Source organism: Amorphoplanes friuliensis DSM 7358 (assembly GCF_000494755.1).
Classification (GTDB): Bacteria; Actinomycetota; Actinomycetes; order Mycobacteriales; family Micromonosporaceae; genus Actinoplanes; species Actinoplanes friuliensis.
The window spans coordinates 7,734,916-7,758,977 of sequence record NC_022657.1; the positions used below are offsets into that span (position 1 = coordinate 7,734,916).

The 24,062-nt window shown below is 69.4% G+C and carries 21 protein-coding genes; 7 read left to right on the plus strand and 14 right to left on the minus strand.

Annotated features, from left to right (window positions below):
* Window positions 1-4: 4 nt before the first annotated feature.
* Together AFR_RS35620 and AFR_RS35625 are read right to left on the minus strand one after the other, a co-directional pair.
* Entirely contained in the window at window positions 5-559 is a 555-nt protein-coding gene (locus AFR_RS35620; RefSeq protein WP_023561680.1) for a hypothetical protein, read from the minus strand.
* Between the two features lie 64 nt (window positions 560-623).
* Complete coding sequence (locus AFR_RS35625; RefSeq protein WP_023561681.1) at window positions 624-857, minus strand: DUF5522 domain-containing protein; 234 nt, start codon at window positions 855-857, stop codon at window positions 624-626.
* Window positions 858-916: 59 nt separating this feature from the next.
* Between AFR_RS35625 and AFR_RS35630 the strand changes: the two genes are divergently transcribed.
* Together AFR_RS35630 and AFR_RS35635 are read left to right on the plus strand one after the other, a co-directional pair.
* The gene (locus AFR_RS35630; protein ID WP_023561682.1) at window positions 917-1,372 is read left to right on the plus strand and encodes a hypothetical protein; all 456 of its coding nucleotides are present in this window, start codon (window positions 917-919) and stop codon (window positions 1,370-1,372) included.
* 21 nt (window positions 1,373-1,393) lie between these two features.
* Window positions 1,394-2,308: an alpha/beta fold hydrolase gene (locus AFR_RS35635; protein WP_023561683.1), complete on the plus strand. Its 915-nt coding sequence runs from the start codon at window positions 1,394-1,396 to the stop codon at window positions 2,306-2,308.
* Window positions 2,309-2,317: 9 nt separating this feature from the next.
* On the opposite strand, the gene AFR_RS35640 is transcribed toward AFR_RS35635, so the two are convergent.
* Both AFR_RS35640 and AFR_RS35645 read right to left on the minus strand, forming a co-directional pair.
* Window positions 2,318-3,532, minus strand: coding sequence for an MFS transporter (locus tag AFR_RS35640; RefSeq protein WP_023561684.1), 1,215 nt, complete (start codon window positions 3,530-3,532; stop codon window positions 2,318-2,320).
* Window positions 3,533-3,596: 64 nt separating this feature from the next.
* On the minus strand, window positions 3,597-4,658 hold the full coding sequence (locus tag AFR_RS35645; RefSeq protein WP_023561685.1) for a hypothetical protein: 1,062 nt from the start codon (window positions 4,656-4,658) through the stop codon (window positions 3,597-3,599).
* A 63-nt stretch (window positions 4,659-4,721) separates the two neighbouring features.
* Between AFR_RS35645 and AFR_RS35650 the strand changes: the two genes are divergently transcribed.
* A complete protein-coding gene (locus AFR_RS35650) occupies window positions 4,722-5,228 on the plus strand; it encodes a hypothetical protein (protein ID WP_023561686.1) in 507 nt (168 codons plus the stop codon).
* Here the strand turns inward: AFR_RS35650 and AFR_RS35655 are convergent.
* Entirely contained in the window at window positions 5,222-6,007 is a 786-nt protein-coding gene (locus AFR_RS35655) for a helix-turn-helix domain-containing protein (RefSeq protein ID WP_023561687.1), read from the minus strand. The two genes, AFR_RS35650 and AFR_RS35655, sit on opposite strands and share 7 nt — an antisense overlap.
* Before the next feature lie 65 nt (window positions 6,008-6,072).
* On the opposite strand from AFR_RS35655, the gene AFR_RS35660 reads away from it, so the two are divergent.
* On the plus strand, window positions 6,073-6,627 hold the full coding sequence (locus AFR_RS35660) for a TIGR03086 family metal-binding protein (RefSeq protein ID WP_023561688.1): 555 nt from the start codon (window positions 6,073-6,075) through the stop codon (window positions 6,625-6,627).
* A gap of 9 nt (window positions 6,628-6,636) precedes the next feature.
* Here the strand turns inward: AFR_RS35660 and AFR_RS35665 are convergent, their stop codons facing one another.
* On the minus strand, window positions 6,637-7,314 hold the full coding sequence (locus AFR_RS35665) for a hypothetical protein (RefSeq protein WP_023561689.1): 678 nt from the start codon (window positions 7,312-7,314) through the stop codon (window positions 6,637-6,639).
* Window positions 7,311-8,177: a PASTA domain-containing protein gene (locus AFR_RS35670; RefSeq protein WP_148308179.1), complete on the minus strand. Its 867-nt coding sequence runs from the start codon at window positions 8,175-8,177 to the stop codon at window positions 7,311-7,313. The genes AFR_RS35665 and AFR_RS35670 overlap by 4 nt, the downstream gene beginning before the upstream one ends.
* A 234-nt stretch (window positions 8,178-8,411) precedes the next feature.
* On the opposite strand from AFR_RS35670, the gene AFR_RS44275 reads away from it, so the two are divergent.
* Entirely contained in the window at window positions 8,412-10,076 is a 1,665-nt protein-coding gene (locus tag AFR_RS44275; protein WP_023561691.1) for an SGNH/GDSL hydrolase family protein, read from the plus strand.
* 16 nt (window positions 10,077-10,092) lie between these two features.
* Here the strand turns inward: AFR_RS44275 and AFR_RS35680 are convergent, their stop codons facing one another.
* From AFR_RS35680 to AFR_RS35695, 4 genes are all read right to left on the minus strand, one after another.
* A complete protein-coding gene (locus tag AFR_RS35680) occupies window positions 10,093-10,869 on the minus strand; it encodes a barstar family protein (protein ID WP_023561692.1) in 777 nt (258 codons plus the stop codon).
* Window positions 10,870-11,070: 201 nt separating this feature from the next.
* A complete protein-coding gene (locus AFR_RS35685; protein ID WP_023561693.1) occupies window positions 11,071-13,965 on the minus strand; it encodes a vitamin B12-dependent ribonucleotide reductase in 2,895 nt (964 codons plus the stop codon).
* Window positions 13,966-13,994: 29 nt separating this feature from the next.
* Window positions 13,995-14,525, minus strand: coding sequence for a transcriptional regulator NrdR (nrdR, locus tag AFR_RS35690; RefSeq protein WP_023561694.1), 531 nt, complete (start codon window positions 14,523-14,525; stop codon window positions 13,995-13,997).
* 311 nt (window positions 14,526-14,836) lie between these two features.
* Window positions 14,837-15,160, minus strand: coding sequence for a LysM peptidoglycan-binding domain-containing protein (locus AFR_RS35695; RefSeq protein WP_238547180.1), 324 nt, complete (start codon window positions 15,158-15,160; stop codon window positions 14,837-14,839).
* 268 nt (window positions 15,161-15,428) lie between these two features.
* Between AFR_RS35695 and lexA the strand changes: the two genes are divergently transcribed.
* Window positions 15,429-16,226, plus strand: coding sequence for a transcriptional repressor LexA (lexA, locus tag AFR_RS35700; RefSeq protein WP_023561696.1), 798 nt, complete (start codon window positions 15,429-15,431; stop codon window positions 16,224-16,226).
* Window positions 16,227-16,870: 644 nt separating this feature from the next.
* Here the strand turns inward: lexA and AFR_RS35705 are convergent.
* The 3 genes from AFR_RS35705 to hflX form a co-directional block, all read right to left on the minus strand.
* Window positions 16,871-17,653, minus strand: a complete 783-nt coding sequence (locus tag AFR_RS35705; protein ID WP_023561697.1) for an IS5/IS1182 family transposase — start codon at window positions 17,651-17,653, stop codon at window positions 16,871-16,873.
* A 1,069-nt stretch (window positions 17,654-18,722) separates the two neighbouring features.
* Window positions 18,723-20,837, minus strand: a complete 2,115-nt coding sequence (locus tag AFR_RS46955; protein ID WP_023561698.1) for a hypothetical protein — start codon at window positions 20,835-20,837, stop codon at window positions 18,723-18,725.
* Between the two features lie 87 nt (window positions 20,838-20,924).
* Window positions 20,925-22,316 (minus strand): GTPase HflX, encoded by a 1,392-nt coding sequence (gene hflX, locus AFR_RS35715; RefSeq protein WP_023561699.1) that lies wholly within the window; start codon window positions 22,314-22,316, stop codon window positions 20,925-20,927.
* Window positions 22,317-22,488: 172 nt separating this feature from the next.
* Here hflX and AFR_RS35720 point away from each other — a divergent pair, with 172 nt between their 5' ends.
* Window positions 22,489-23,949, plus strand: a complete 1,461-nt coding sequence (locus AFR_RS35720) for an NAD-dependent malic enzyme (RefSeq protein WP_041841389.1) — start codon at window positions 22,489-22,491, stop codon at window positions 23,947-23,949.
* Window positions 23,950-24,062: the final 113 nt, after the last annotated feature.

The following is a 24,062-nucleotide window of genomic DNA, read 5'->3' on the forward strand; positions in this document are numbered from 1 at the left end:
GGGGTCAGCCCCCGGTGGTGTCCATCGCCTTGGCGAGGGAGAGCAGTTTCGGCGACATCTGTTTGACGTCGTCGCCGGACGCCTCCTTCGCGAAGGTGAAGCGCAGTGTCTGCAGCTGCGCCGCCTCGCTGAGCCAGCCGATCTCCACGGTCGGGCCGTGGCCGCCCGTGGCCTTGCTGATCAGGCGATAGCCGGCCTTGCCGAGACCCTTGACCTTGGTGGCCTTCTTCGGGGTGAGCTCCTCGGTGAAGAGGTCGGCGTCGGCCTTGGTGCTTTCCACCACCGAGAGCGCCAGGTACGGCCAGTCGTCGCGTTCCGTCTGCACCACGCAGGTGGAGGTGTCGTCGATCTGATCGGCCGCGGCGACGTTGAACTTCACGCCGAGCTTCTCCTCGATGAACGCGTAGTCCCAGAGGATGCAGGCGCCACCGGCCGAGGCCGCGGGCTGCTGCACGATCTGTACCGGGGGCAGGGTGGCCGCGTCGGCCTCTTTGTCGGTGCAGCCCGCGAGGGCGAGCAGTGCCACGGCGGCGCCGAGGGCGAAGAGACGCGAACGCACCAGTGTCCTCCCGATAATTCGGGGCACACCGTACTTCGTGCGGGGGCAGGGGCGAAAGTCCGCCTCAGGCGTCGTCGACGTACGGACAGTGACGACAGCCACGTCCGCAGCAGGTGCCGCGCTTGGCGAGGAAGCCGGCGGTCAGGACAAAAAGGCCGGTGTCCGGGTCGGGATAGCCGGCTTGTCCCGCCTCGAGAGCGGCGGCGTGGGCTTCGAGAATGTCGGTACGGCGGGGATGGGCCGGGGAGAGCCGGGCGGGATGCGGCTCGGTGAGTGCCCGCGGTGCCCGCTTGTCCATCACCGCAGCGTAGCCGTCGCTACTTGACAGCTGATGTCAAGTAGCGGAACGATGGCCGGGTGCCGTCGAAGAAGGAGCTGGTGGAGCAGATCGTGCGGCTGCTCGACATCCGCCTGCTCGACCCGCTCGAGGTCCTCCTCGAGGGCGACGACGCGGTCGAGGCGCTGCGCCGCCTGGTCCGGGTCCGCGCCGCCCGCTGGGCCGACCAGATGCACGACGGTGACGACGTCACGGCGGCGGGTGCGGCGATCCGGCTGATCGCCACGCTCTACCCGGACGACCGCGCCTTCGACCCGCCGGTGGACTGGTGGCGCACACCGCTGGGCGCGGTGGTCGCCCGCCGGGTCGGCCATCCGGCCGCGGAGTCGGTCTCGTACGCGACGGCCGGCGCGATGCTCGGCATCACCCGCCAGGGAGTCCACGACCTGGTCCGCCGCGGACGGCTCCCCCGCCACCCCGACGGCGGAGTCCCGTCGGCGGCCGTCCGCGAACGCCTGCTCGCTCAACCCGAATGATTACCCGCTGGGAGTTCTGTTGTGATCAACGATCGTCTGATCGACGCCGGCCAGCTGCCCATCGCGGTCCGCGACTTCGGTGGTGACCAGCCGCCGTTGCTGCTGCTGCACGGCGCCGGCGGGAACCTCGCGATGATGACCACGCTCGCCCGCGCACTGCGGCCACGGCACCGGGTCATCACCATGGACCTGCGGGGGCACGGGCGTTCCGGTGACGGGGCGTGGTCGTGGGATGCCGGGCTGGGGGACATCGCTGCTGTGACCGTACAGATGGAATTGGATCGGCCTGCGGTTGTCGGTCATTCCTTCGGGGGGATGCTGGCCACGCTGTGGGGTCAGCGGCATCCGGAGTCGCCCGGGGTGGTCAACCTCGACGGGAATCCGACGCCGGCGCGGCCCGATCAGCTGCCCGGGTTCGACGCCGGCCAGGCGACCGCCGAGCTGGCGCGACTGACCGCGGCGTTCGACTCGATGCACGCCGGGATGGGTGCCACGATCCCGGCCGAAACGCTGCCCGACCTGGTCGAACGTCAGCAGATGGCCGCCCGCGACATGGGCGCCAACGAGAAGGTGTGGATCGAGGGCTTCCGTCGCAACCTCGTCCACAAGGACGGCGAGACGACCATGCGGCCGTCGGCCGAGACCGCCGGTTCGATCCGCTCCCTGATGGCCGAGCTTGATCTCGGACCCGTGTACGCGTCGACGCCGTCACCGACCCTCGCGGTCCTGGCCACGCGGGACATCCCGGCCCAGGAACCGTTCGAGGAGCTGTACGCGGCGTACCGGAAGTTCCTCGTGGAGCAGGCCGCGGCGGCGGCGAAGGCGAACCCGCGGATGCGCTACCTGCAGCTCCACGACGCGTCGCACGCGATGGAGATCGAGCAGCCGGCGCTGCTCGCCTCCCTGATCGGCGACTTCCTGAGCGGCGGCCACTGACCCGATCGGTCAGGGGCGGGTGGCGGGCTCGTCCTCGGCGGGTCGGCCGAGGGCGAGGGGGCGGGCGGCGCCCGAGGCAGCCAGGCCGAGGCCGATGGCGACGAGCACCACGAGGAGCGCGCGCAGGACGCCGAGGTGTTCGGCGAGGAGGCCGATCAGCGGCGGTCCGGCGAGGAACGCGCCGTAGCCGATGGAGCCGGCCACCGAGACGCGGATGGCGGCGCGCAGCGGGTCGTCCGCCGCCGCGCTCATGCCGATCGGGAAGCCCAGGGACGCACCCGCGCCCCACAGCAGGGCGCCGAGCAGCACGAACGGCACGCTGATGCCGGAGACCACGAGCAGCAGGCCCAGCAGGGCGGAGGCCGCCGTGCCGCGGAGGACCGTGACGCGACCCCAGCGTTCGATGGCGTGACCGCCGAAGAGGCGAGCCAGAGTCATCGCCGTGACGAAGAAGCCGAAGCCGATCGCGCCGATGGTCTCGGTCGCGTGGTAGCCGTCGACCAGGCCGATGGCGAGCCAGTCGTTGGCCGCTCCCTCGGTGAAGCCGAAGCCGAGCATGATCACGCCGATGAGCAGGGTGCGGGGTTCGCGCCAGGCGTCCCGGACGCGGCCGGTCGAGCGTTGCTCCGCCGTCACCGGGGTGTGGGGCAGGAAACGTCGGACCGTCAGGATCATCACGACCGCGGCCAGGATCGCCGTGAGGAACAGCTGCGTCGAGACCGCAACACCGGCGGCTGCGGCGGCGGCGCTGACACCCGCACCGGCGACCGTGCCGAGGCTGAAACCGGCGTGGAAGCGGGGCATGAGCGTGCGGCCGAGGCGGCGTTCGACGTCGGCGCCCTCGACGTTCATGGCGACGTCCCAGGTGCTGTTGCCCATGCCGAGCAGGACCAGGCCGGCGCCGGCGAGGGGCACCGAGCCGGTCAACGTGCCACCGGCCATGCCGACCAGGCCGAACACCACGGACATGCTGCCGAGCAGGACCGCCCGGGCCGGGCCGAAGCGCTGCACCAGCGGGCCGGCGAGCGGGATCGTCGCGATGGCCGCGACGGAGATGCAGAGCAACAGCAGACCCAGGCCCGCGGAGCTCAGGCCCAGATCCTCCCGCACGGCAGGTGCCCGGGCCAGCCAGCCCGCGTACGCAAGACCGTTGGTGGCAAAGGTGATGCCGACGGCGACCTTGACGGATTCGAGGCGACGGCGGTCCAGGGCAGCATCGGTCACCGCCCGAACTTAACCGTTAAAGTGGCGAACCGTAACCCTGTTGATCAGTGATTACGGTCCCGCTTCACAAGCCGGTCGGGTTGGCGGGTGCCACCTTCGCCAGCCAGGCCTCCGCCTCCGCGGGTTCGAGTGGCCCGTCGACCGTCACCGTGGGCGACATCCGGCTGTAGAGGCGGCCGGAGTTCCAGGACCGTGAGTACGGCAGCGGGTCGAGGACCACGACGCGGACGCCGTCCTGCACCGGGATGTCCGCCGGGCGTCCCTCGTTCCAGATCCACTGCCCGTCCGCGCCGACCAGGTTGAACTGGCCCACCAGGCCGCCGCGGATCTCCTGCTCGCCGTCGGACGCGGCCGCGATCATCGCCTTGGTCGGCGGGACGCCCGGGAGCAGGCCCTGCGCCTCCGGGCCCATCAGACGGGCGGCGAGCAGGGTGCTGAGCTGGAAGTTGTCACCGACCCCGCTGATGGTGACGCGGTAACCGCGGCCGGTCCCGCGGTGCAGGACGATCAGCGGCTCGTCGTCGAGCACCTGCAGCAGGCCGAGGAGCCAGCTCGCGGTGTCGAGGAGTTCGGTGGACGCGGTGGTGACCCGGGTCAGCCGCTCCCGCTCCGGCAGCGCCACCCGGACGTCCTTGCGCTGCGCGAGGTAGAGCACCGGCTGCACCCAGTCGTTGCCGGAGAACCAGGTCCAGGCCAGTGCGACCGCCTCGTCCCCGGTGAGCCCCATCTTCGGCGCCGCCTCACGGACGCGCTCCAGCGTCGGCTCGATCGCGGGCTCAAAATCGGATCCTGGCGGCTCCCCGATCGCCTCCCGGTGCAGGGCCGCGAACCGGGCCGCCTCCTCCATGGCCTCGGCCGCACGGCGCACCAGGACCGGGAGCACGGACAGGTTCTCCTCGGCGATCGCGCCCACGACCTGCGCGAGGGCGCCACCACCGGACAGCGCGACCCGATCGAGGGCCGGCGTCAGCCGCTCGACCGCATCCCCCAGCTCGGCGGCGCGCGCCTTGCGGATCGCCCGTACGAGGCGCTCCATCGCTGGCTCGAACGCGGAGCCGTCCCGCCGGGCGACCACATCGTTCACCACGTCGCAGGCTCGGGCCAGCTCACCGCTCTTTCTGAACATCGGCAGATCGTAGGCGGTCGCCCCTCCGGTACGCTGCCCCCCGATCTTGGGGAGAGAGCCGACATGACGCGTACCTACGACCGCCGTGACCTGATCGAGGTCTACCTGGGCTCGCTGGAGCAGGGGTACGGCGACTACTACTCCGGCGCGACGTCCTACAACGCCGCGCTGAAGGTGTACTACGTCGACCTGCGCGACGCACTCGAACGGCGTTTCAACAGCCGCCTCGGCGTCGACGGCGACACGGCCCTGCGCATGCTCTTCCACTCCACTGTGGCCTCGCTGCTCGCGATCCGTACGCCCTGGTCCGGTTTTGTCGACGCCGGACTGCTGAACAAACGCCTCGAGGACGCCGGTGAGAACGGCGAACGGGTCAACGCCGCCAGTGGCCGGATCGCCGAGCTGACCGCGCAGACGCGGGAGGCACACCTCGAGATGCTCGACGCGCTGGTCGTGTCCTTCACCGGCGTACGCGCCGACCTGACCGTCAGCGAGGACGACCTGCGAGCCGAGGGTGTCGAGTGCACACCGCCAGACACCAGCGGTTACGACCTCTTCGAAGATTACTGAGCCGGGTAACGCCGGGCGTACGCGGTGGGTGACTCGCCGACCATCGCGGTGAAGTCGCGGACGAAGTGGGCCTGGTCGGCGTACCCGAGTTCGATCGCCAGCCCGACCCAGTCGATCTCGGCGCCGGCCGCGAGCCGCTCCCCCACCTCGTGCAGGCGATAGCGGCGGATCACCCACTTCGGACCGACACCGACGTACTCGTTGAACAGGCGCTGCAGCCGGCGGACGCCCAGACCGGCGTGGGCGGCGAGCGCGTCGACGCGGGTGAGCTGCGGCTCGGCCCGGACCTGCGCGACGATGGCGGCCGCCTGCTCGGCCAGCGGATCCGGCTCCGGCAGGCGCCCGCGCAGGAACGCACCGACGTCATCGATCATCCGGGCCGCGCTGTCAACCCCTGTGTCCGGCGCCTTCGGCAGGTCCGGGCCGAACACGTCTTCGGCGGGCAGGGAACGGCCGGTGATGGTCGAGACGGCCACTCCGAGGAACGGCCGGAAGCAGCCGGGACGGAACGTCACCCCGAAGACCTCACCGCGACCCTCGAGGACACGGATGATGTGACCACGTTCCAGGCCGCGGACGAGGGCGGCGCCGTCGCGGAAGGTCAGGTGCACGGCCGGGTAGGGGACGATCTTCTGCCGGTACGGCTCCTGCCCGCGCAGATCCCACTCGGCGAACCAGAAATTCGACACGTACGCGGCCAGATCCGGCGGCGGGTCGGCGTACCGGTGGGATTGGAAGGTGGCCCAGGCACCGCGAAGCTCGCGCGCGTCCCGGACCATGACTGCAGCGTAGCGTCGCGTTTTTTCAAGACGGGCGGGGCTGCCGGGGCCTATCGTCGGCGGTCATGCAGGAACACGCACTCGCCGCCCTGGCCGCGCCCCCGACCCTCGCTGTTGTCCGCGCCATCGAGCCCGGCCAGCTCGGAAATCCGACACCGTGCACCGAGTTCGACGTGCGGGCGCTGGTGGAGCACATGCTGCACTGGGGGCCTGCGCTCGCCCGGGCCAGCCGTCACTCGGACGGTGAGGCACCGGCCGACGGGGACCTTCTCGAACGCCTCGAACGCCAGATCGGCCAGCTCGTGGAGGCGTGGTCGGTGCCGGCGGCCTGGGAGGGCACCACCTCGATGGGCGGCCCGCAGGAGCTTCCCGCCGGCATGATCGGCGCGATGGCCGTCGGCGAGATCGTCGTGCACGGCTGGGACCTGGCCCGCGCGACCGGCCAGGAGATCTCCTGGGACCCCGGACTCCAGGATTTTCTGTACGACGAGGTCGCCAAGACCGCCGAGCTGGGCCGCGAGATGCAGGCGTACGGCCGGGAGGTGCCGGTGCCGCCGACCGCACCGACGCTGGACCGGATGCTCGGGCTGACCGGCCGCGACCCGGCCTGGCGTCCCTAGCCCTGCCCTTTAGCCGCGTCCGCAGATCTCGGCTGTTGTGCGTGGATCACCGGCAGTGAGCTGCGCGGCCAGTTCGGCGGCCTGCGCGGCGGGGTCGCGGTCGGTGACCGGGAGCGCCAGCTGGTACTGCAGGTAGGGCCGGCCGGCCGCGATCGCCGCGCGGTCCGGCGCGAACAGGAACACGCTGATCTGGTCGCGCTGCCACGGCCAGGCGGACACCGCGGTGACCTCGAAACCCCACCCCTCCTGCCATTCTGTACGGGCGAACAGGTCGGCCTTCAGCAGTCGCGCAACCGTGCGGGCGGGCCACTCCCAGCTGAGGTCGGCCGCCGCACGGGTGATCTCGCGGTCGTAGTCACCGGCGTCAAAAGTGAAGTCGGGCAGAACGAGGTCCTCGTTGTCCGGGTTGCGCCAGGCGGTCCACAGCACCTGATCACCCTCGCGGCGGACGGTCACGTTGATCGAGCCGCAGCAGCCCTCGGTGCACAGTGCTTCCGCCAGCAGAACCTCGCGGGGATCGGGGGTTGCGACCAGCGAGCCGGCCTTGGTGGGGTCGATGCCGGGGCCCTCGGTGAAGTCGGCCTCGGCGAGGAGGTCACGACCGTCCACCACGGGCCGGATCTCGCAGGTGGCACCCCGCTGGTCCGGCTCGGGAACGGTCACACGAAGTTCGAGGCTGCTGGTCACCGGACGATTGTCGGGTTACCGGGTTTTGTTGTCACCACGATAAGTTGCCCGGGTCGCAGCCGCCGGCCCGCGGCGGGAACGGTGCCGGGCCGGGCGCCCTCGGTGAAGCTGACGAGCTCCTCGACGTCGGCGAGCTGGTCACCGGGCCCGACCAGGGACGCGGACGTCGCGCCGGCGGCCAGCCGCGGCATCACCGGATGGGCCGCGAACCACGCCGCCTCGTTGTTCTTGAGGGCGTAGAGGGCAACACGACCACCGGCAAAAACGGGCCGGCCCGCGCGCGGGTTGCTGGCGACAACCGTCCAGCTGGTGTCGATGGTGAGACGGCGGCCGAGCGGGGAACGGTCCGTGGAGACGTAGCGCAGGCCGATCGACCGGACCAGACTCTCGGCGGCGGGCAACGGCATACCGAGCGCATCAGGCATGACAGCGCCCGGCGGGACGCTCGCTGCCGGCGTGGTTTCCGGGGTCGGGATCGGCTGGGCCGGGACCGGCTGGGTCTGGACGGCCACGACCGATTCGCTCGGGCGTGCTGACAGGACATACACGCCGGCACCGGCCGTCCCGAGCACGATGATGATCAGCGCGGCGACGGCCGTTCGGGCGGGCGACGGCGCCGAGGCCGTGTTGCGGTGCAGGATGCGGAGGGCGACGGTGTAGACGGCCCAACCGGCCGCGATCAGCGGGAACACCACGAGCAGGACCAGGCCGGCCGGAAGACGAAGCCAGCGGTTCTTCCGGTCGGTGGCACCCGCGGTCATCGGCTGTCCGGCTCCCGTCACCCCGTACCGGCTCGCCACCCTGGCGACCGCAGGGATGATCATGGCGGGCCCGGCCGGGCGGGCCGGATCCGGGTGTGTCATCGCCTGAACGGGGTCGCCTGTCCGTCCCCTCGTGTCCTTTGGTGATCATCGGCGGCAAGGTGCGCAGCCAGGCCGGGTTCCCCGTTCCGGCCCTGCCCGTCCGGCCGTCCGGCCGCCGCCATAACGCGGAAGGGTATTACCCCCGGCAGTCACCTTTGGTTACCGTCACGCCAGCAATCAGGCACAGAAAGTAAGGGCGGACGGACATTGACGACTATACGTACGAGGCTGACGGTGGTTGCGGCGGCGCTTCTCGCCGCCGGCACCCTGCACGCGACGGGTCAGAGCGCGGCCGCTGCACCGGCTGCGGCGTGGACACCGGCCGACGTGTTCACCGCGGCGGCACCGGTCAACCCGACCCCGGACGGCGTGTGGACGCTGGCGCAGGGCTCCGGATTCGACACCGGGACGTACCGGCCGCTGACCGCGTACACGGGCGGCAACTGCGGGTTCGGTGGCTACCGCGCCTTCAGTGATCCGTCCGGGCTGCCCCTGATCGGGCACAACGGGTCAGGTGGCGACATCACCAACGCCGCCGGGACCTGCACGACACCGTTCACGATCCCGGCCGGAACCGTCGTGGTGCACCCGATGAGCACGGACGCCGTCATCATGTGGACCTCGCCGGTCAGCGGACGCGTCGACATCCGCGGACGGCTGTGGGACGCCGACACCACGTGCGGCAACGGCGTGAGCTGGAAGCTCGGCATCGTCCCGCTGGGTCTGGGCCCGGCCACCCCGCTGGCGAGCGGCGCCTTCGACAACGGCGGCACCTCCACCATCGAGGGCGCCGCGACGTCGGCGCAGACCGTGGCCAAGGGCAGCCGGATCATCCTCGTGGTCGACGACGCGGGTGACACCACCTGCGACCTCACCGACGTCGACCTGCGCATCAGCAGCACGGGTGGGGCTGGGTTCGCGTACGTCGCGATGGGTGACTCGTACTCCTCCGGTGAGGGCTCACCGGAGAACACGTTCTTCAAGGACACGGTGATTCCCGATCCCCCGACGGGCGGCTCGCGGGGTTGCCACCGTTCGAGCAAGGCGTGGGCGACCAACATCGCGGCGACGCGCAAACTCTCCGGTGACCAGTGGAAGTTCGCGGCCTGCTCCGGCGGGGTCCTCAACGACTTCTTCACCCAGCGCGGCGACGAAGCGCCTCAGGTGTCACACCTGTCGGACTCGACCAAGCTGGTGACGATGACCATCGGCGGCAACGACGTCGGCTTCTCGAAGATCGTCGCCGACTGTGTCTTCGACCAGCTCCGCCAACGGGGATCACCCGGGTGCCGGCAGTCCGGCCGGACAGCACACACAACGGCGGAAGACGGCCTGAAGAAGCTCGAGGGGACGATGACGATCGGCGGTCAGGAACGCAGCCTGGCCGACGTCTACAGCTTCGTCGCCGGGCGCATCGCCCTGGACGGCAAAGTGGTCGTCGCCCAGTACCCCCGGCTTTTTGCCTCCGGCAAAGCCTTCTACCGCGAGCTCCCGCTGCGACTCACACCTTCCTGCCGAGTCGGTACGGCACACGCCGGCGCCAAGGGTGTGGCGTTCGCCTCGATCCCCGTCTACGTGTCCAAGGCCGACGCGGACTACCTCAACGAGGTCCTCGACCGCGGCAACGCCCTCATCGCAAAGGCGGTGGACAAGGCCAACGAGACACTGAAGGCCCAGGGCCGTCCCGCGCAGGTTGTCCTCGCCGACGGTGTGAACAAGCAGTTCGACCGGGACCGCGTCTGCGACGTGACGCCGCACCTCAACGGGGTGATCCTGCACGGGCTGCAGAAGAGCACCGACTCGAAGAACGTGCACAAGGACCCGGACAACCGCAGCTTCCACCCCAACACCGACGGGCAGAGCGACTACGCCCGGGCGGTCAAGGACAAGCTGAACTGACCAGGCATCTAGTGGGTTACCGCAGCTCGACCTCGATCTGGTCCTCAGCGAGCCACTGAAGGATCTCGTCGAACGTGGCAGGCCCGCCGGGGCCGGCTCCCGCGACCAGATGGGTACGGGCCACCTCGGCGTCCCGCCAGATCAGGCGGAACGGCCACTCGGCGCCCCACCGTCCCGTCACACAGGCGTGGAGTGCAGCGCCGTTCCAGCCGAAGTAGCCACCAGGACCGTTGACGGCCTCGCCGATGGCGCAGTAGAAACCCTCGACGTCGGTGATGTGGCGTCCGTCGAGCTCGTAGGTGCGGCCCGCGGGCTTGTCACGGACATCGGCCCGATGATGAGCCAGGGCCGCACCTAACCAGTGATGCCGGAGCTCCCGGTCACAACCGGCCCAGAGGCCCGATTCGGTCGGGCCGCCGGCGTGCCACAGGTCCCAGATGGTCCGTGCCGAGCTCGGCATCGTCTCGGAGATCGCACTGTCCAGCGTGACATCAACGAGGCCGGCGGCCAGGACCGAGGGACGCACTCCGGTCACCGACGCCCGGAGCTGGGAATCGACCAGGCGATCGGCCACACCGTTCCGATCCACGCTGTAGAGGAACGCGTCGATCGCCCGGCGATGCAGAGCGCCACCCGGGTTGCCCGCGCCCTTGGCCAGCGCGTCCAGAGCACGGCTCAGCGGAGGGTGGGGCAGACACCCCAGAAGTGTCGTCTCGCGCACCGAGAGCGGCGAATCGGTGAACAGCCCGTCGATGTCAGCGCACACCGCGATCGCAGCGTCCGGTCCGCCCATGACGGGCTCGTCGACCAGCAGCCAGCGAAGGGGGACGGCTTCGCGCCAGTGCCATCGTCGGTCCTCAAGACTCGAGTCTTCATCAACCACGTGGATCCGCCTCCGCTGCCCCTTCGCTGCAGCGAAGGGGCCCGGCTTCGCAGCCGGACCCCTTCATCAACACTGACCCGCGGAGTTCCCTTCAGAGGACTCCGCCGGAAATCAGCTGCAGCCGGACGTCGAGCCGCAGCCTTCGCAGACGTAGCAGCTGCCGGCGGGGCGCATCTTGGTGCCGCAGGTGAAGCAGAGCGGGGCGTCCGCCGAGGTGCCCAGGACGATCTCCAGGAGTTCCGTCGAGGAACCGACCGGGGACGGGGCCTCCCGCTCGGCGTCGGCCGCGGGCACCGTCGCCGTCGGGGTGGAGGCCGCGCCGACCGGGGCGGAGACCGGTGCGGACGCTGCCATGCCGGCCAGGTCCACACCTGCGGTCTCGGCCGCCGCCTCCGCCTGGATCTGCGCTGCGCGCTCCTTGGCGGTGAAGATGCCGAGTTCGGCGCGGGCGTCGTAGGACAGGAAGTCCAGGGCCAGGCGACGGAAGATGTAGTCCATCACCGAGGCGGCCATGCGGACGTCCGGGTCGTCGGTCATGCCGGCCGGCTCGAAGCGCATGTTCGTGAACTTGCTGACGAACGTCTCGAGCGGGACGCCGTACTGCAGCCCTATCGAGATCGCCACCGAGAAGGCGTCCATGACACCGGCCAGGGTGGAACCCTGCTTCGACATCTTGAGGAAGACCTCGCCGAGGCCGTCGTCCGGGTAGGACGACGCGGTGAGGTAACCCTCGGCGCCACCGACCGAGAAGGAGACCGTCTCCGACGGGCGCTTCTTGGGCAGACGCTTGCGGACCGGGCGGTACTCGACGACCTTCTCGACGACCGGCTCGGCGGCGGCAGCGGCCACCTCGGCCACCGCGGCCACGGCGCTCTTCGGCTTGGCCGCGGACAGCGGCTGGCCGACCTTGCAGTTGTCGCGGTAGATCGCGAGTGCCTTGAGGCCGAGCTTCCAGCCCTGGTAGTGGACGTTCTCGATGTCCTCGACGGTCGCCGACTCCGGCATGTTGATCGTCTTGGAGATCGCGCCCGAGATGAACGGCTGGACGGCCGCCATCATGCGCACGTGGCCCATCGGGGCGATGGAACGCTCGCCCATGGCGCAGTCGAAGACCGGGTAGTGCTCCGGCTTGAGGCCGGGGGCGTCGACCACGATGCCGTGGTCGGCGATGTGCTCGATGATCGCCTCGACCTGCTCCTCGGGGTAACCGAGGCTGCGCAGCGCGCGCGGGACCGTCTGGTTGACGATCTGCATCGAGCCGCCGCCGACGAGCTTCTTGAACTTGACCAGGGCCAGGTCGGGCTCGACGCCGGTGGTGTCGCAGTCCATCATCAGGCCGATGGTGCCGGTCGGTGCGAGCACGGAAGCCTGGGCGTTGCGCCAGCCGTTCCGCTCGCCGATCTTGTTGCCGTTCTGCCACTGCTTGGTGGCCTCACGGACCAGCGCGGTGGCGACGGTGCCCGCCGGGCGGATCTCGTCGTTGGCCGCGGCGTGCTTGCGCATGACCCGCTTGTGGGCGTCGGCGTTACGGGCATAACCCTCGTACGGTCCGACAACACCCGCGATCTCGGCGGAGCGGCGGTAGGCCACACCCGTCATCAGCGAGGTGATGGCGGCGGCGAGGCTGCGGCCACCCTCGGAGTCGTACGGCAGGCCCGAGGCCATCAGGAGGGCGCCGAGGTTGGCGTACCCGATGCCGAGCTGGCGGTAGGCCCGCGTGGTCTCGCCGATCTTCTTGGTCGGGAAGTCGGCGAACGAGATCGAGATCTCCATCGCGGTGATGACGAACTCGACGCTGCGGACGAACTTCTCGACCTCGAAGCCGCCGTCGGCCTTGAGGAACTTCATCAGGTTGAGCGAGGCCAGGTTGCAGGACGAGTCGTCCAGCGACATGTACTCCGAACACGGGTTGGACGCGGTGATGCGGCCGGTCTCCGGGTTGGTGTGCCAGTCGTTGATCGTGTCGTCGTACTGCAGACCGGGGTCCGCGCACTCCCAGGCGGCCTTGGCGATCTCGGTGAACAGCTTCTTGGCGTCGATGCTCTCGATCGTCTCGCCGTGCAGCCGGCCCCGGAGGTCGAACGTGGTGCCCTCCTCGACCGCCCGCATGAACTCGTCGCTGACGCGTACCGAGTTGTTGGCGTTCTGGTATTGCACCGAGACGATGTCGCTGCCGCCGAGGTCCATGTCGAAGCCGGCGTCCCGCAGGGCCCGGATCTTGTCCTCTTCGCGGGCCTTGGTGGTGACGAACTCCTCGATGTCGGGGTGGTCGACGTCGAGGATGACCATCTTGGCCGCGCGGCGGGTCGCACCACCGGACTTGATCGTGCCGGCGCTGGCGTCCGCGCCGCGCATGAAGCTGACCGGGCCGCTGGCAGTGCCGCCGGAGGAGAGCAGCTCACGGGAGGAGCGGATGCGGGAGAGGTTGACACCCGAGCCGGAGCCGCCCTTGAAGATCAACCCCTCTTCCTTGTACCAGTCGAGGATCGAGTCCATCGAGTCGTCGACGGACAGGATGAAGCAGGCGCTGACCTGCTGCGGCGACGACGTGCCGACGTTGAACCAGACCGGCGAGTTGAAGCTGAACACCTGGTGCAGCAGCATCCAGGTCAGCTCGTGGTCGAAGATCTCGGCGTCGCCGGGGTTAGCGAAGTAGCCGTTGTCCTCGCCCGCCTTGCGGTAGGTCTTGACGACCCGGTCGATCAGCTGCTTGAGCGACCACTCCCGCGTGTCGGTGCCGACCGCACCCCGGAAGTACTTGGTGGTGACGATGTTGGCGGCGTTGACGCTCCAGCTCGTCGGGTACTCGACGCCGCGCTGCTCGAAGTTGATCGAGCCGTCCCGCCAGTTCGTCATGACGACGTCGCGGCGCTCCCACTCGACCTCGTCGTACGGGTGGACACCCTCGGTGGTCCAGACCCGCTCGACCCGCAGCCCCCCGACTGCGGCACCCCCGTTGGTAGCGCGACTCCGCTGCTTGCCTGCTGTCATGCCGTCACCGGCCATTTGGTGCTCCCCCTCGATTGCTTCCTGCATCAAGCTTTTTCCGGTGTAGTGATCTTGGGCGGCCGGTTTCCCGGCCGCGGGGAGACCACGTGCCGCGCTGCCGCCTCACGGGCGGTCGCCGCCTCACGCAGCTCGGTGATCTCCCGCTCGAACTCGTCCAGCGAGTCGAAGGACTTGTAGACGCTCGCGAACCGGAGGTAGGCCACCTGGTCCAGCTCGCGCAGCGGCGTGAGGATCGCCAGACCCACGTCGTGGCTCGGCACCTCCGCCGCACCCTTGGCCCGGATGGTCTCCTCGACCTTCTGCGCGAGCAGAGCGATCGAGTCCTCGTCGACGGGCCGGCCCTGACAGGCCTTGCGGACGCCACTCATGACCTTGGTCCGACTGAAGGGCTCGGTGACGCCGTTGCGCTTCACGATCGCCAGCACGGCCTCCTCGACCGTGGTGAACCGCTTGCCACACTCGGGACACGACCGCCGGCGACGGATCAACTGACCGTCCTCAGCTTCCCGCGAGTCGACCACCCGCGAGTCGGCATGCCGGCAGTACGGACACCGCACCGAAATCCCCCTGTCGCCGGGCGGCCATCCGCGGGCTGGCAGACCGCCCCACGGGCACGCCGAACGACAGCCCCGCGGTGGTGTTTCCCACCTCGTGGCTGTGGACGAACCTGTGGATGCCGGGGCTGCCTGACCCCAACCTGTGGATGACTTACACCCTTGTAACTACTAGATGTTGGGGTTGACGTTATGCCGCTGCGGACGCCGACGCAAGTTCACCGGCGGGTCGGCGCGCCGTATTTTCTACCTCAACACGACCGGTGCCGCACCGGTCACGGGCAGCACCCGAACGCCTTGATCAAAAACGCTTCTCAGTGGTTTCGCGGGAGAACCAGGGTGTCACCGGCGTGGATGTAGTACGTGTCGAGACCGTTCAGCTTGCGGATCTCCGCGACGACCTCACGCGGGCTGCGCCCGGAATCCGCCCGGCTCGCGATCGACCACAGCGTGTCGTGCGGCTGAACGACAACGGTCGGCGCCGGACCGGCGGGGGGATCGTCGGCCCGGGAAGCAGTGGTCCACAACACGGCACTGGCGAGAGACGCGAGCAGGATGAAGAAAGTGAGCACCACGACACGTCCCCGGCGCGTCAACCGCAACGGTGCCGGCTGCCGGCGCATACCAGTGGTCACCACGGCATATTCCTTTCCTCGCATACGTCCCTCGGACAAGCGTTCGATAGAACGCCCGTACGACGGTCTATCAGAACAGGCGTACGGAAGTCGAGCACTTCCGGGCGACACGCCGCGAGAAAGTCGTACAGATGTTTGAATATGTCGCACGGCGCCGTTACGGTTCTCGGTCAAGAGGGGTCAGCCGGGCACAAGTCCATCCCCACGGCAACTGCCCGGCTCCGCGAGCGCACCACGTGCCGAGAAGGCACTGGCCGACAGGAGGGCCGACGTGTCGACCGACGACCGCACGAGCCGGCAACACCAGAAGGAACTGCAGCCCGAGGCCGCCAACACCAAAGCGGCCATGCGCCGCCGGACGCCGTCCCGCGCCCGCAGCGGTGACGCGCCCCAGCTGCGCGCCGTCACGCCGGTGGTCAGCCAGTTCCCGGACCTGGTCACCGCCGACCTGACCGCCCGCCAGCGCCGGATCCTCGAATTCATCCGCGACTGGGTGGAACGCTACGGATACCCGCCGAGCGTCCGCGAGATCGGCGAGGCCGTCGGCCTGGTCTCCCCGTCGAGCGTGGCCTACCAGCTCAAGGAGCTGGAGAAGAAAGGCTTCCTCCGCCGCGACCCGAACCGCCCCCGCGCGGTCGACGTCCGCGCCCCCAGCGAGATGGTCGACGACGAGACCCTCCGGTCGGCCCGGCCCACACCGGCCTACGTGCCGCTGCTCGGCCGCATCGCCGCCGGTGGCCCGATCCTCGCCGAACAGGCCGTGGAGGAGTTCTTCCCCCTCCCCCGCGAACTCGTCGGTGAGGGTGACGTCTTCATGCTCGAGGTCAAGGGCGACTCGATGATCGACGCCGCTATCTGCAACGGGGACTGGGTCGTTGTTCGTCAGCAGCCGACCGCCAACGTCGGCGACATCGTTGCGGCCATGATCGACGGTGAGGCGACCGTTAAGAGTTACCGCCAGCGGGACGGCCATGTCTGGCTGATGCCGGCCAACCCGGCGTTCGACCCCATCCCTGGGGACGACGCCACGGTGATGGGTCGCGTGGTCGCCGTTCTCCGCCGGGTCTGACCCTCCTGTTCGGCGGCGGCGCTTTCCGGTGCCGCCGCCGCCCTTGGTCGTGCTTGTCTTGACTCGGCGCGATCAGGTGGCCTTTGGAGTCCAGGTGGGCTTGTGTCCTATCGGCTGCCTGGAACGTCGGTCTCTCGCCACCCTGGCCTCGAGCCAGCCCGCTACGCCCCGTCGTTCCGCCCAACTTCACGGAAGTTGGGCGGTTGTGAGGTCGCATGGGTTCGAGAAGTCGCGTTTGGCCCTCCAGCTTCGCGAAGGCAATCCCGGCCCAGGGCGCCGCACATAGCCCGACTTCCCTGAAGTGGGGCTATCGAGGCTCGCTCACTGCCCGACTTGCTTGAAGTTGGGCTATCCAAGGCCCAACCACTGCCCGACTTCAGAGAAGTTGGGCCATCACGGCCTGCCCGCAGCCCCAACTTCCTTGAAGTCGGGCCATCACGGCCCGCCCACAGCTCCAACTTCAGGGAAGTCGGCCATCACGGCCCGCGCAGAGCCCAACTTCAAGGAAGTCGGTAGGCACGCTCGCAACGCTGCTGCTCGACTGCAATCACGGTCTCGCGGGCATGGGACCGCCTCTGGCCCCTAACTTTCGGGAAGTCGGATCGCCCCGAGTCCAGCCGCTCCCTGACTTCCTTGAGCCTTTTTCATCGTGTGTGATCAGCTGCCTCAACGCTGTGTAGAACCTGAATGGCCTGCACGATCGCTGTGGTCCGGCCGGGGCTGCAGCGGACCTGGACCAGGACTTTCCACTGCTTGAGAGTGGCGTTGGCGCGTTCACCGTTGGCGCGGATCGCAGCATGATCGCGGTTGAATTGCTTGTTCCAGGCGGTGAAGACTTTGCGGCCTTTGTGTTTCTTGTACGGAGTGATCAACGGGCTTTGGGTGCCTTGGTAGGCCCGGTCGGCGAAGGTGATCACACCAGCCTTGGCCAGGGCCTCGATCAGACCGTGGGTGCGAGCCGCGGTCAGGTCATGTGCCCTGCCCGGTAGCGCCGGTGAGGCCCAGATGAGCCGCCCGGCCGGGTCGGCGACGACTTGGACATTCATACCGTGCCGGCGGTGCTTACCGGAGTAGTAAGCCTTGTCGTCGGCGACCCGGTCGATCGGGATCAGGGTGCCGTCGAGGATTGCGAACGACAGCCGCCGGATCCGGGTCATGGCGGTGGCCAGGTTGTCGGCGGTTTCGGCGAGTAGGTCGATGGCTTCGCGGACGTATCGCCAGGCGGTGGTGGTGCTGATGGCGAAGCCGGTGGCCAGGCGGTGGTAGGTGTCGCCGTTGCGCAGGTGGGCCAGGGCGAGCAGGGCTTGCCGGGCCGGGGCCAGGGCCCGCCACCGTGACCGTAGTTGCCGGCGGTGGTGGCGGATGAGGGTGGTCAGGTGGTTCAGGGACTGGCTGGACAGAGAGATCGTGGCGGGGTAAGACAGCATGGTGAGGCTCCCGGTTGGGGCATCGGATCTTGGTCGACTGCTGTCTTACCGGGAGCCTCACCTTCATCGATACCCGACCCGCAGCCGCCATCGCGGCCAGCACCAACACGATGAAAAAGGCTCCTTGAAGTTGGGCCATCACAAGCTCACTGACAGCCCAACTTCGAGGAAGTCGGGCCATCCACGAGCCCGCATGCAGCGCGACTGCCACCACGCCTTCACGGGCGTCGGCGGCCGCCGGCCCCAGACTTCAAGGAAGTCGAGCCATCACCAACCCGCTCAGCGCCCAACTTCAAGGAAGTCGGGCCATCGACAGCCCGCCCACTGCCCAACCTCAAGGAAGTCGGGCCATCACCAAGCCGCCCACTGCCCAACTTCAAGGGAGTCGGGCCTTTAACTGCCTGATCACTGCCCAACTTCCAGCAAGTTGGGCCATCAACAGACCGCCCACTGCCCAACTTCAAGGGAGTCAGGCCTTTAACTGCCTGATCACTGCCCAACTTCCAGTAAGTCGGGCCATCAACAGACCGCCCACTGCCCAACTTCAAGGAAGTCGGGCAGTCACGAGCCTGCGTGCAACCCCAGCCGCCACGCTTTGCGGACGTGCGGCCACCCCTGGCCTCCAACTTTCGGGAAGTCGGCTCATCCCGAGCCCACCCGCTCCCCGACTTCAAGGAAGTCGGGGCTTTAACTGCCTGCTCGCTGCCCAACTTCAAGGAAGTCGGGCCTTTAACTGCCTGCTCACTGCCCAACTTCCAGCAAGTCGGGCCATCAACAGACCGCCCACCGCCCAACTTCAAGGAAGTTGGGCCTTTACCGGCTCGCTCACTGCCCAACTTCAGCCCTCAACGTGGCCGGACGAGCAGAACCCCGGGCTCGGGGCGCTCACTTCAAGCAGAACCACCAGACTGGCGCCCACCTCAACCAGGGGCAGGTCCGGCGCGCGGCGGGACAGCGAGCGGTGCTCAGCGGGTTCGAGTTGGATTCGGCCCGAATGTGGCTCGGCTGGAAAGAAACCAGGCCGGTGCCACACCTCGTGGTGGGAACCGGCCTGGGGTGTGACTTGGGATCAGTAGTTGCGCGGGCCGCGGCCGTAGCCGGGGTTGTCGAAGCGGCCTTCGCGGCGGGGCGCGCCGTTGAGGTTGGCGTAGTTGTTCATGCCGTCGTCGCGGGCGTCCGGGCGGCCGGGCTGCCTGCCGCCGCCACCCTGAGGGCCGGCGAAGCCGGATGGGCGCTGCGAGCCGCCGGGTGGGCGGCCCGTGGAGGGCGGAGGAGGAGGCGGAGCGCCGTAGACGCCACCACCGGGGCGACCGCCACCGCCGCCGCCACCACCGGGACGGCCGGGCTGCTGGGCACCGCCGCCTCCGGGACGACCGGGCTGCTGGGCACCGCCGCCACCGGGACGGCCGGGCTGGCCACCACCACCAGGGCGACCGGGCTGACCACCCTGACCGGGACGGCCAGGCTGGCCTCCGCGACCGGGCTGGGCAGCCCCGCCGCCACCACCAGGGCGGCCGGGCTGAGCCGGCTGAGCGCCACCACCGGGGCGACCGGGCTGGGCCGGCTGAGCGCCACCGCCAGGACGACCAGGCTGAGCCGGCTGAGCACCTCCGCCGGGACGACCGCCACCGCCCGGGCGACCGGCCGGCGGCGGACCGCCCTGGCCGGGGCGTACAGGCTGACCTTGACCGGGACGAGCAGGCTGCCCCTGGCCCGGACGTGCACCGGGCTGACCTTGACCCGGCCGCCCAGCAGGCTGGCCCGGGCGCGCAGCGGGCTGGCCCGGACGACCGGCAGGCTGGCCCTGGCCCGGACGAGCCGGAGGCTGGCCCTGCGGCGGACGACCCGCGGCACCGCCGTAGACGCCGCTGCCCTTCTTGGGTGCCACTTCGGGCTTACCGCCGTAGACAGGGCCCGATGGGGCTCCAGCCGGTGGGCGGTTGCCGCCGTACACACCAGGCCGCTGCAAAGCGGCAGCGCCGCCGACGGACAGGAGTTCGGTTTCGGCGTCCAGGGGCTTGGGGCCGGTCGGGTCGACGCTCTTGGTGGCGGGCTCCGGGGGGCGCTTCTTGCGGGAGCGGACGATGCCGAAGATGCCCGCGCCGACCAGGATGGCGCCGAGGATGCCTACGGCGCTGACCAGGTAGGTGATGTCGGTGAGGCTCAGGTCGGAGTACCAGGAGGCTTTGTCGGCGCCGCCTTTGCCGTCGGCGGCGAGGGCGTTGGCTTCGACGACCTTGGTGGCCGGGGTGTAGCGGAGGATGTAGCTGTCCGCTTCCGGGTCGGGGGACGAGGCGATGTCCGAGACCGTGAAGAACTGTTTGCCGTCGGTGCCGTAGGTGATGGCCTCGCCGAACGGTTCGTTGGGGAGGCCGGTCTGGCGGGGTTTGCCCTTGAGGGCGGCCAGCACGTCGCCGTCGGCCACGTCCCATTCGAAGGCGTCGAGGTAGGTGCGGAGGACGACCTTCGACCCGCCCGGGGCCACCGCGGCGCCGGTGACGACGCCCTGGGCCAGGCGGGCCAGGGGGCTGCCGGCGGTGTTCGTGCGGGGGAGGGTGACCTCGCCGGCCTTCTTGAGCTTGACGCCCTCGTCGTTGTTGACCTTCAGGGGGCCCGTCGGGACGTAGATGCCGGAGGGCTTGCCGACCGTTTCCTTGGTCACGATGATCGGGGTGCCGTCACCGTTGAGGAGCAGCGCCTCGGCGTCGTGCTTGTCGCCGTCCGGGTACGCCAGACGGTGGAGCTTGGGCCGCTTGGAGCCGTCGGACGGCATGGACCAGAGGCCGACGGTGCCGCGCGGGTCGTCCGGGTTGTCACGGACGTTGTTGTCGCCGATGTCGGCAACCCAGATCGTCTTGCCGTCCGGGGAGAGCGCCATGTCCTCGGTGTCGCGCGGGCCGTCACCGGTGTAGTCGACGCGCTTGGTGATCTCGCACTTGTCGTCGAGGAAGAAGACCTTGCTCAGGCTGTCGTCGTTGCCGCCGTCGTTGACCACGGCGAAGCCGTTCTTCGTGGCGACGATCCCCGACAGCTCCGGCAAGGAAGAGCTGGTGATCTTGCAAACCTTCTTGCCGGCCGCTGCCTTCGCCGAGGGGGCCGCGGGGGCGGGCTCGGCTGAGGCGGGCACGGGCCCCAACATCACCAGCCCGGAGGCAAGGATGACCGGGAACACGAGACGCCGCATCCGATCAGTGTCGCATGCGGCGTCCCGTACCGGTGTTACGCGTGGATCAACGCTGGTCAGCCGTCCAGTATCGGACAATCGACACCGCTACACACGGAATCCTTCGAGATCGGCGGCGAGCTGCTCGCCCACGCGGACGCGGAGCTCGGTGCCGTCCTCGGTGTGCCGGGTGTCGAGGACCTGGCCGGTGCGGTGGATCCGGGCGACCAGGTCTCCCCGGTCGTACGGCAGCAGCACCCGCAGGTCGACGGCCGGCCGCGGCAGGCGCTGGGCGATCGCCGCGTGCAGCTCGTCGATGCCCAGCCCGGAGCGGGCCGAGACGAAGACCGCGTCGGGCCAGGCCCGCTTGAGCCGCAGAACGGTTTCCTCGTCGGCCGCGTCCATCTTGTTGACGACGAGGAGCTCGGGGATGCGGTCGGCGCCGACCTCACCGAGGACCTCGCGGACCGCCGACACCTGACCCTCGGGGTCGGGGTGGGCGCCGTCGACCACGTGCACGACGAGGTCGGCGTAGGCCACCTCCTCGAGCGTCGAGCGGAACGCCTCGACGATGTGGTGCGGCAGGTGCCGGACGAAGCCGACCGTGTCGGAGAGCGTGAACACGCGCCCGTCCTCGGCGGCCGTCCGGCGGGTCGTCGGGTCGAGGGTCGCGAACAGCGCGTCCTCCACCAGCACACCCGCCGACGTCAGGCTGTTGAGCAGGCTCGACTTGCCGGCATTGGTGTACCCCGCGATGGCGACCGCGGGCACACCGCTGTTCGTACGCTTCGAGCGCTTGGTCTGGCGTACCGTCCGCAGGCTCTTGATCTCGCGCTTGAGCCGCGAGATGCGGGTGTTGATCCGCCGGCGGTCGGTCTCGATCTTGGTTTCACCGGGGCCGCGGGTGCCGACGCCGCCGCCGGAGCCACCGGCGCCACCACCCTGCCGGGACAGCGACTCACCCCAGCCGCGCAGTCGCGGCAGGAGGTATTGCAGCTGGGCCAGCTCGACCTGGGCCTTGCCTTCCTTGCTCTTCGCGTGCTGGGCGAAGATGTCCAGGATCAGCGCCGTCCGGTCGACGACCTTGACCTTGACCTGCTCCTCGAGCTTGCGCAGCTGTGACGGCGACAGCTCGCCGTCGCAGATGACCGTGTCGGCGCCGGTCGCGATGACCACGTCGCGCAGCTCGTCGACCTTGCCGCGGCCGATGAAGGTGGCGGCGTCGGGGCGGCCGCGGCGCTGGATGAGACCCTCGAGGACCTCGGAGCCGGCGGTCTCGGCCAGGGCGGCGAGTTCGGTGAGGGAGTTTTCCGCGTCGGAGATGCTGCCCTCGGTCCAGACACCGACCAGGACGACACGCTCGAGCCGCAGTTGCCTGTACTCGACCTCGGTGACGTCCGTGAGCTCGGTGGAGAGACCGGCGACCCGGCGCAGCGAGTGGCGCTCCTCGAGCTCCAGCTCACCGGTGGTGACGTCGGGTTCGGATACTTCAGTACGCAAAAGGTGACCTCCTCCGCCCGATCGTGGCATGCCCGGGGTGCGAGCGCATCCACATAACGGCGCGGGGCGTTGTCGCAGAGTGTCTGACTCATCAGTAACCACCGGATTGGTGGCCGCTATTCCCGAAGCGCAACAATGCGGGTACGCACCCGCCAACGACGGAGGGAACACCGTGGTGACCACCCGCCTGCCCAGTGCAGGATTTTCGATCACGATCCGCATCGCCGTGACCGCCGACGCCTCGTCCATCGGCCGGCTCACCACCTGCGTCGGCGAGGCCGGTGCGATCGTGACGGCGCTCGACGTGGTCGACTCCGACCCCACCCGCGTACTCGTCGACCTCACCTGCGACACCGCCGACTCCAGCCACGCCGACCAGGTCGTCAAGCAGCTGGAGGCGCAGGACGGCGTCGACGTCCGCAAGGTCTCCGACCGGACGTTCCTGCTGCACCTCGGTGGCAAGATCGAGGTGAACTCCAAGGTCGCCCTCCGTAACCGTGACGAGCTGTCCCGGGCGTACACGCCGGGTGTGGCCCGGGTCTGCATGGCCATCGCGGAGAACCCGGCCGACGCCCGCCGGCTCACCATCAAGCGCAACACGGTCGCCGTCGTCAGTGACGGCTCGGCGGTGCTCGGGCTCGGCAACATCGGCCCGGCCGCGGCGATGCCCGTCATGGAGGGCAAGGCCGCCCTCTTCAAGCGGTTCGGCGGGGTCGACGCCTGGCCGGTGGTCCTGGACACCCAGGACACCGACGAGATCGTCGCGATCGTGAAGGCGATCGCCCCCGCGTACGGTGGCATCAACCTGGAGGACATCGCGGCGCCGCGGTGTTTCGAGATCGAGATGCGGCTGCGCGAGCTGCTCGACATCCCGGTCTTCCACGACGACCAGCACGGTACGGCGATCTGCGTGCTCGCCGCGCTGACCAACGCCCTCCGGGTGGTCGGCAAGAACCTCGCCGACGTCAGGGTCGTGGTCTCGGGCGCCGGGGCCGCAGGCACGGCGATCATGAAACTGCTGCTGCGCCAGGGCGTCGGCGACATCATCGCGTACGACCGGCAGGGTGCCCTGCACAGCGGCATGGAAGACCTCAACGCGTCCTGGCAGTGGCTGGCCGAACACACCAACCGCAACAATTACCAGGGCGACCTGGCGGGCGCGATCGTCGGCGCGGACGTGTTCATCGGGGTCAGCGCGCCGAACCTGCTCACCGGTGACGACATCGCGAAGATGGCGGACAAGTCGATCGTCTTCGCGCTGGCCAACCCCGACCCCGAGGTCGACCCGCGGGAGGCCCGTCAGCACGCTGCGGTGGTCGCGACAGGGCGCTCGGACCAGCCCAACCAGATCAACAACGTGCTGGCGTTCCCGGGTGTCTTCCGGGGCATGCTCGACGTCAGCGCGGAGGAGTTCACCGAGGAGATGGCGCTGGCCGCTGCTATGGCCATCGCGAACGTCGTGGGTGAGGACAAGCTCAACCCGACCGTTATCGTCCCGAGTGTTTTCGACCCGCGGGTCACTCCGGCGGTGGCGGCGGCGATTCGCCAGGTCGTCAAGGGCGGGCCGCTTCCGGCCAACCCGGCGGCTGTGCCCGAGGTGGAGCTCGAGACCGCTCCGGAAGAGACCTTCTGAGCGGCTGGCCAGGCGGGACGTTGGCCCGACTTCCTTGAAGTCGGGCCTTCGGTGGGCTTGGGTCGCCTCCGCTGCTCGGCGACGGGCGGCGGGCCAGGCGGGGACGTTGCCCC

What these genes read in the sequence shown, in the direction of transcription:
- AFR_RS35625 (WP_023561681.1), bottom strand. Translation starts at nt 857, where the DNA reads ATGGACAAGCGGGCACCGCGGGCACTCACCGAGCCGCATCCCGCCCGG.
- AFR_RS35645 (WP_023561685.1), bottom strand. Translation starts at nt 4,658, where the DNA reads ATGTTCAGAAAGAGCGGTGAGCTGGCCCGAGCCTGCGACGTGGTGAAC.
- AFR_RS35650 (WP_023561686.1), top strand. Translation starts at nt 4,722, where the DNA reads ATGACGCGTACCTACGACCGCCGTGACCTGATCGAGGTCTACCTGGGC.
- AFR_RS35655 (WP_023561687.1), bottom strand. Translation starts at nt 6,007, where the DNA reads ATGGTCCGGGACGCGCGCGAGCTTCGCGGTGCCTGGGCCACCTTCCAA.
- AFR_RS35660 (WP_023561688.1), top strand. Translation starts at nt 6,073, where the DNA reads ATGCAGGAACACGCACTCGCCGCCCTGGCCGCGCCCCCGACCCTCGCT.
- AFR_RS35670 (WP_148308179.1), bottom strand. Translation starts at nt 8,177, where the DNA reads ATGACACACCCGGATCCGGCCCGCCCGGCCGGGCCCGCCATGATCATC.
- AFR_RS35680 (WP_023561692.1), bottom strand. Translation starts at nt 10,869, where the DNA reads ATGGGCGGACCGGACGCTGCGATCGCGGTGTGCGCTGACATCGACGGG.
- AFR_RS35685 (WP_023561693.1), bottom strand. Translation starts at nt 13,965, where the DNA reads ATGGCCGGTGACGGCATGACAGCAGGCAAGCAGCGGAGTCGCGCTACC.
- AFR_RS35705 (WP_023561697.1), bottom strand. Translation starts at nt 17,653, where the DNA reads ATGCTGTCTTACCCCGCCACGATCTCTCTGTCCAGCCAGTCCCTGAAC.
- AFR_RS46955 (WP_023561698.1), bottom strand. Translation starts at nt 20,837, where the DNA reads ATGCGGCGTCTCGTGTTCCCGGTCATCCTTGCCTCCGGGCTGGTGATG.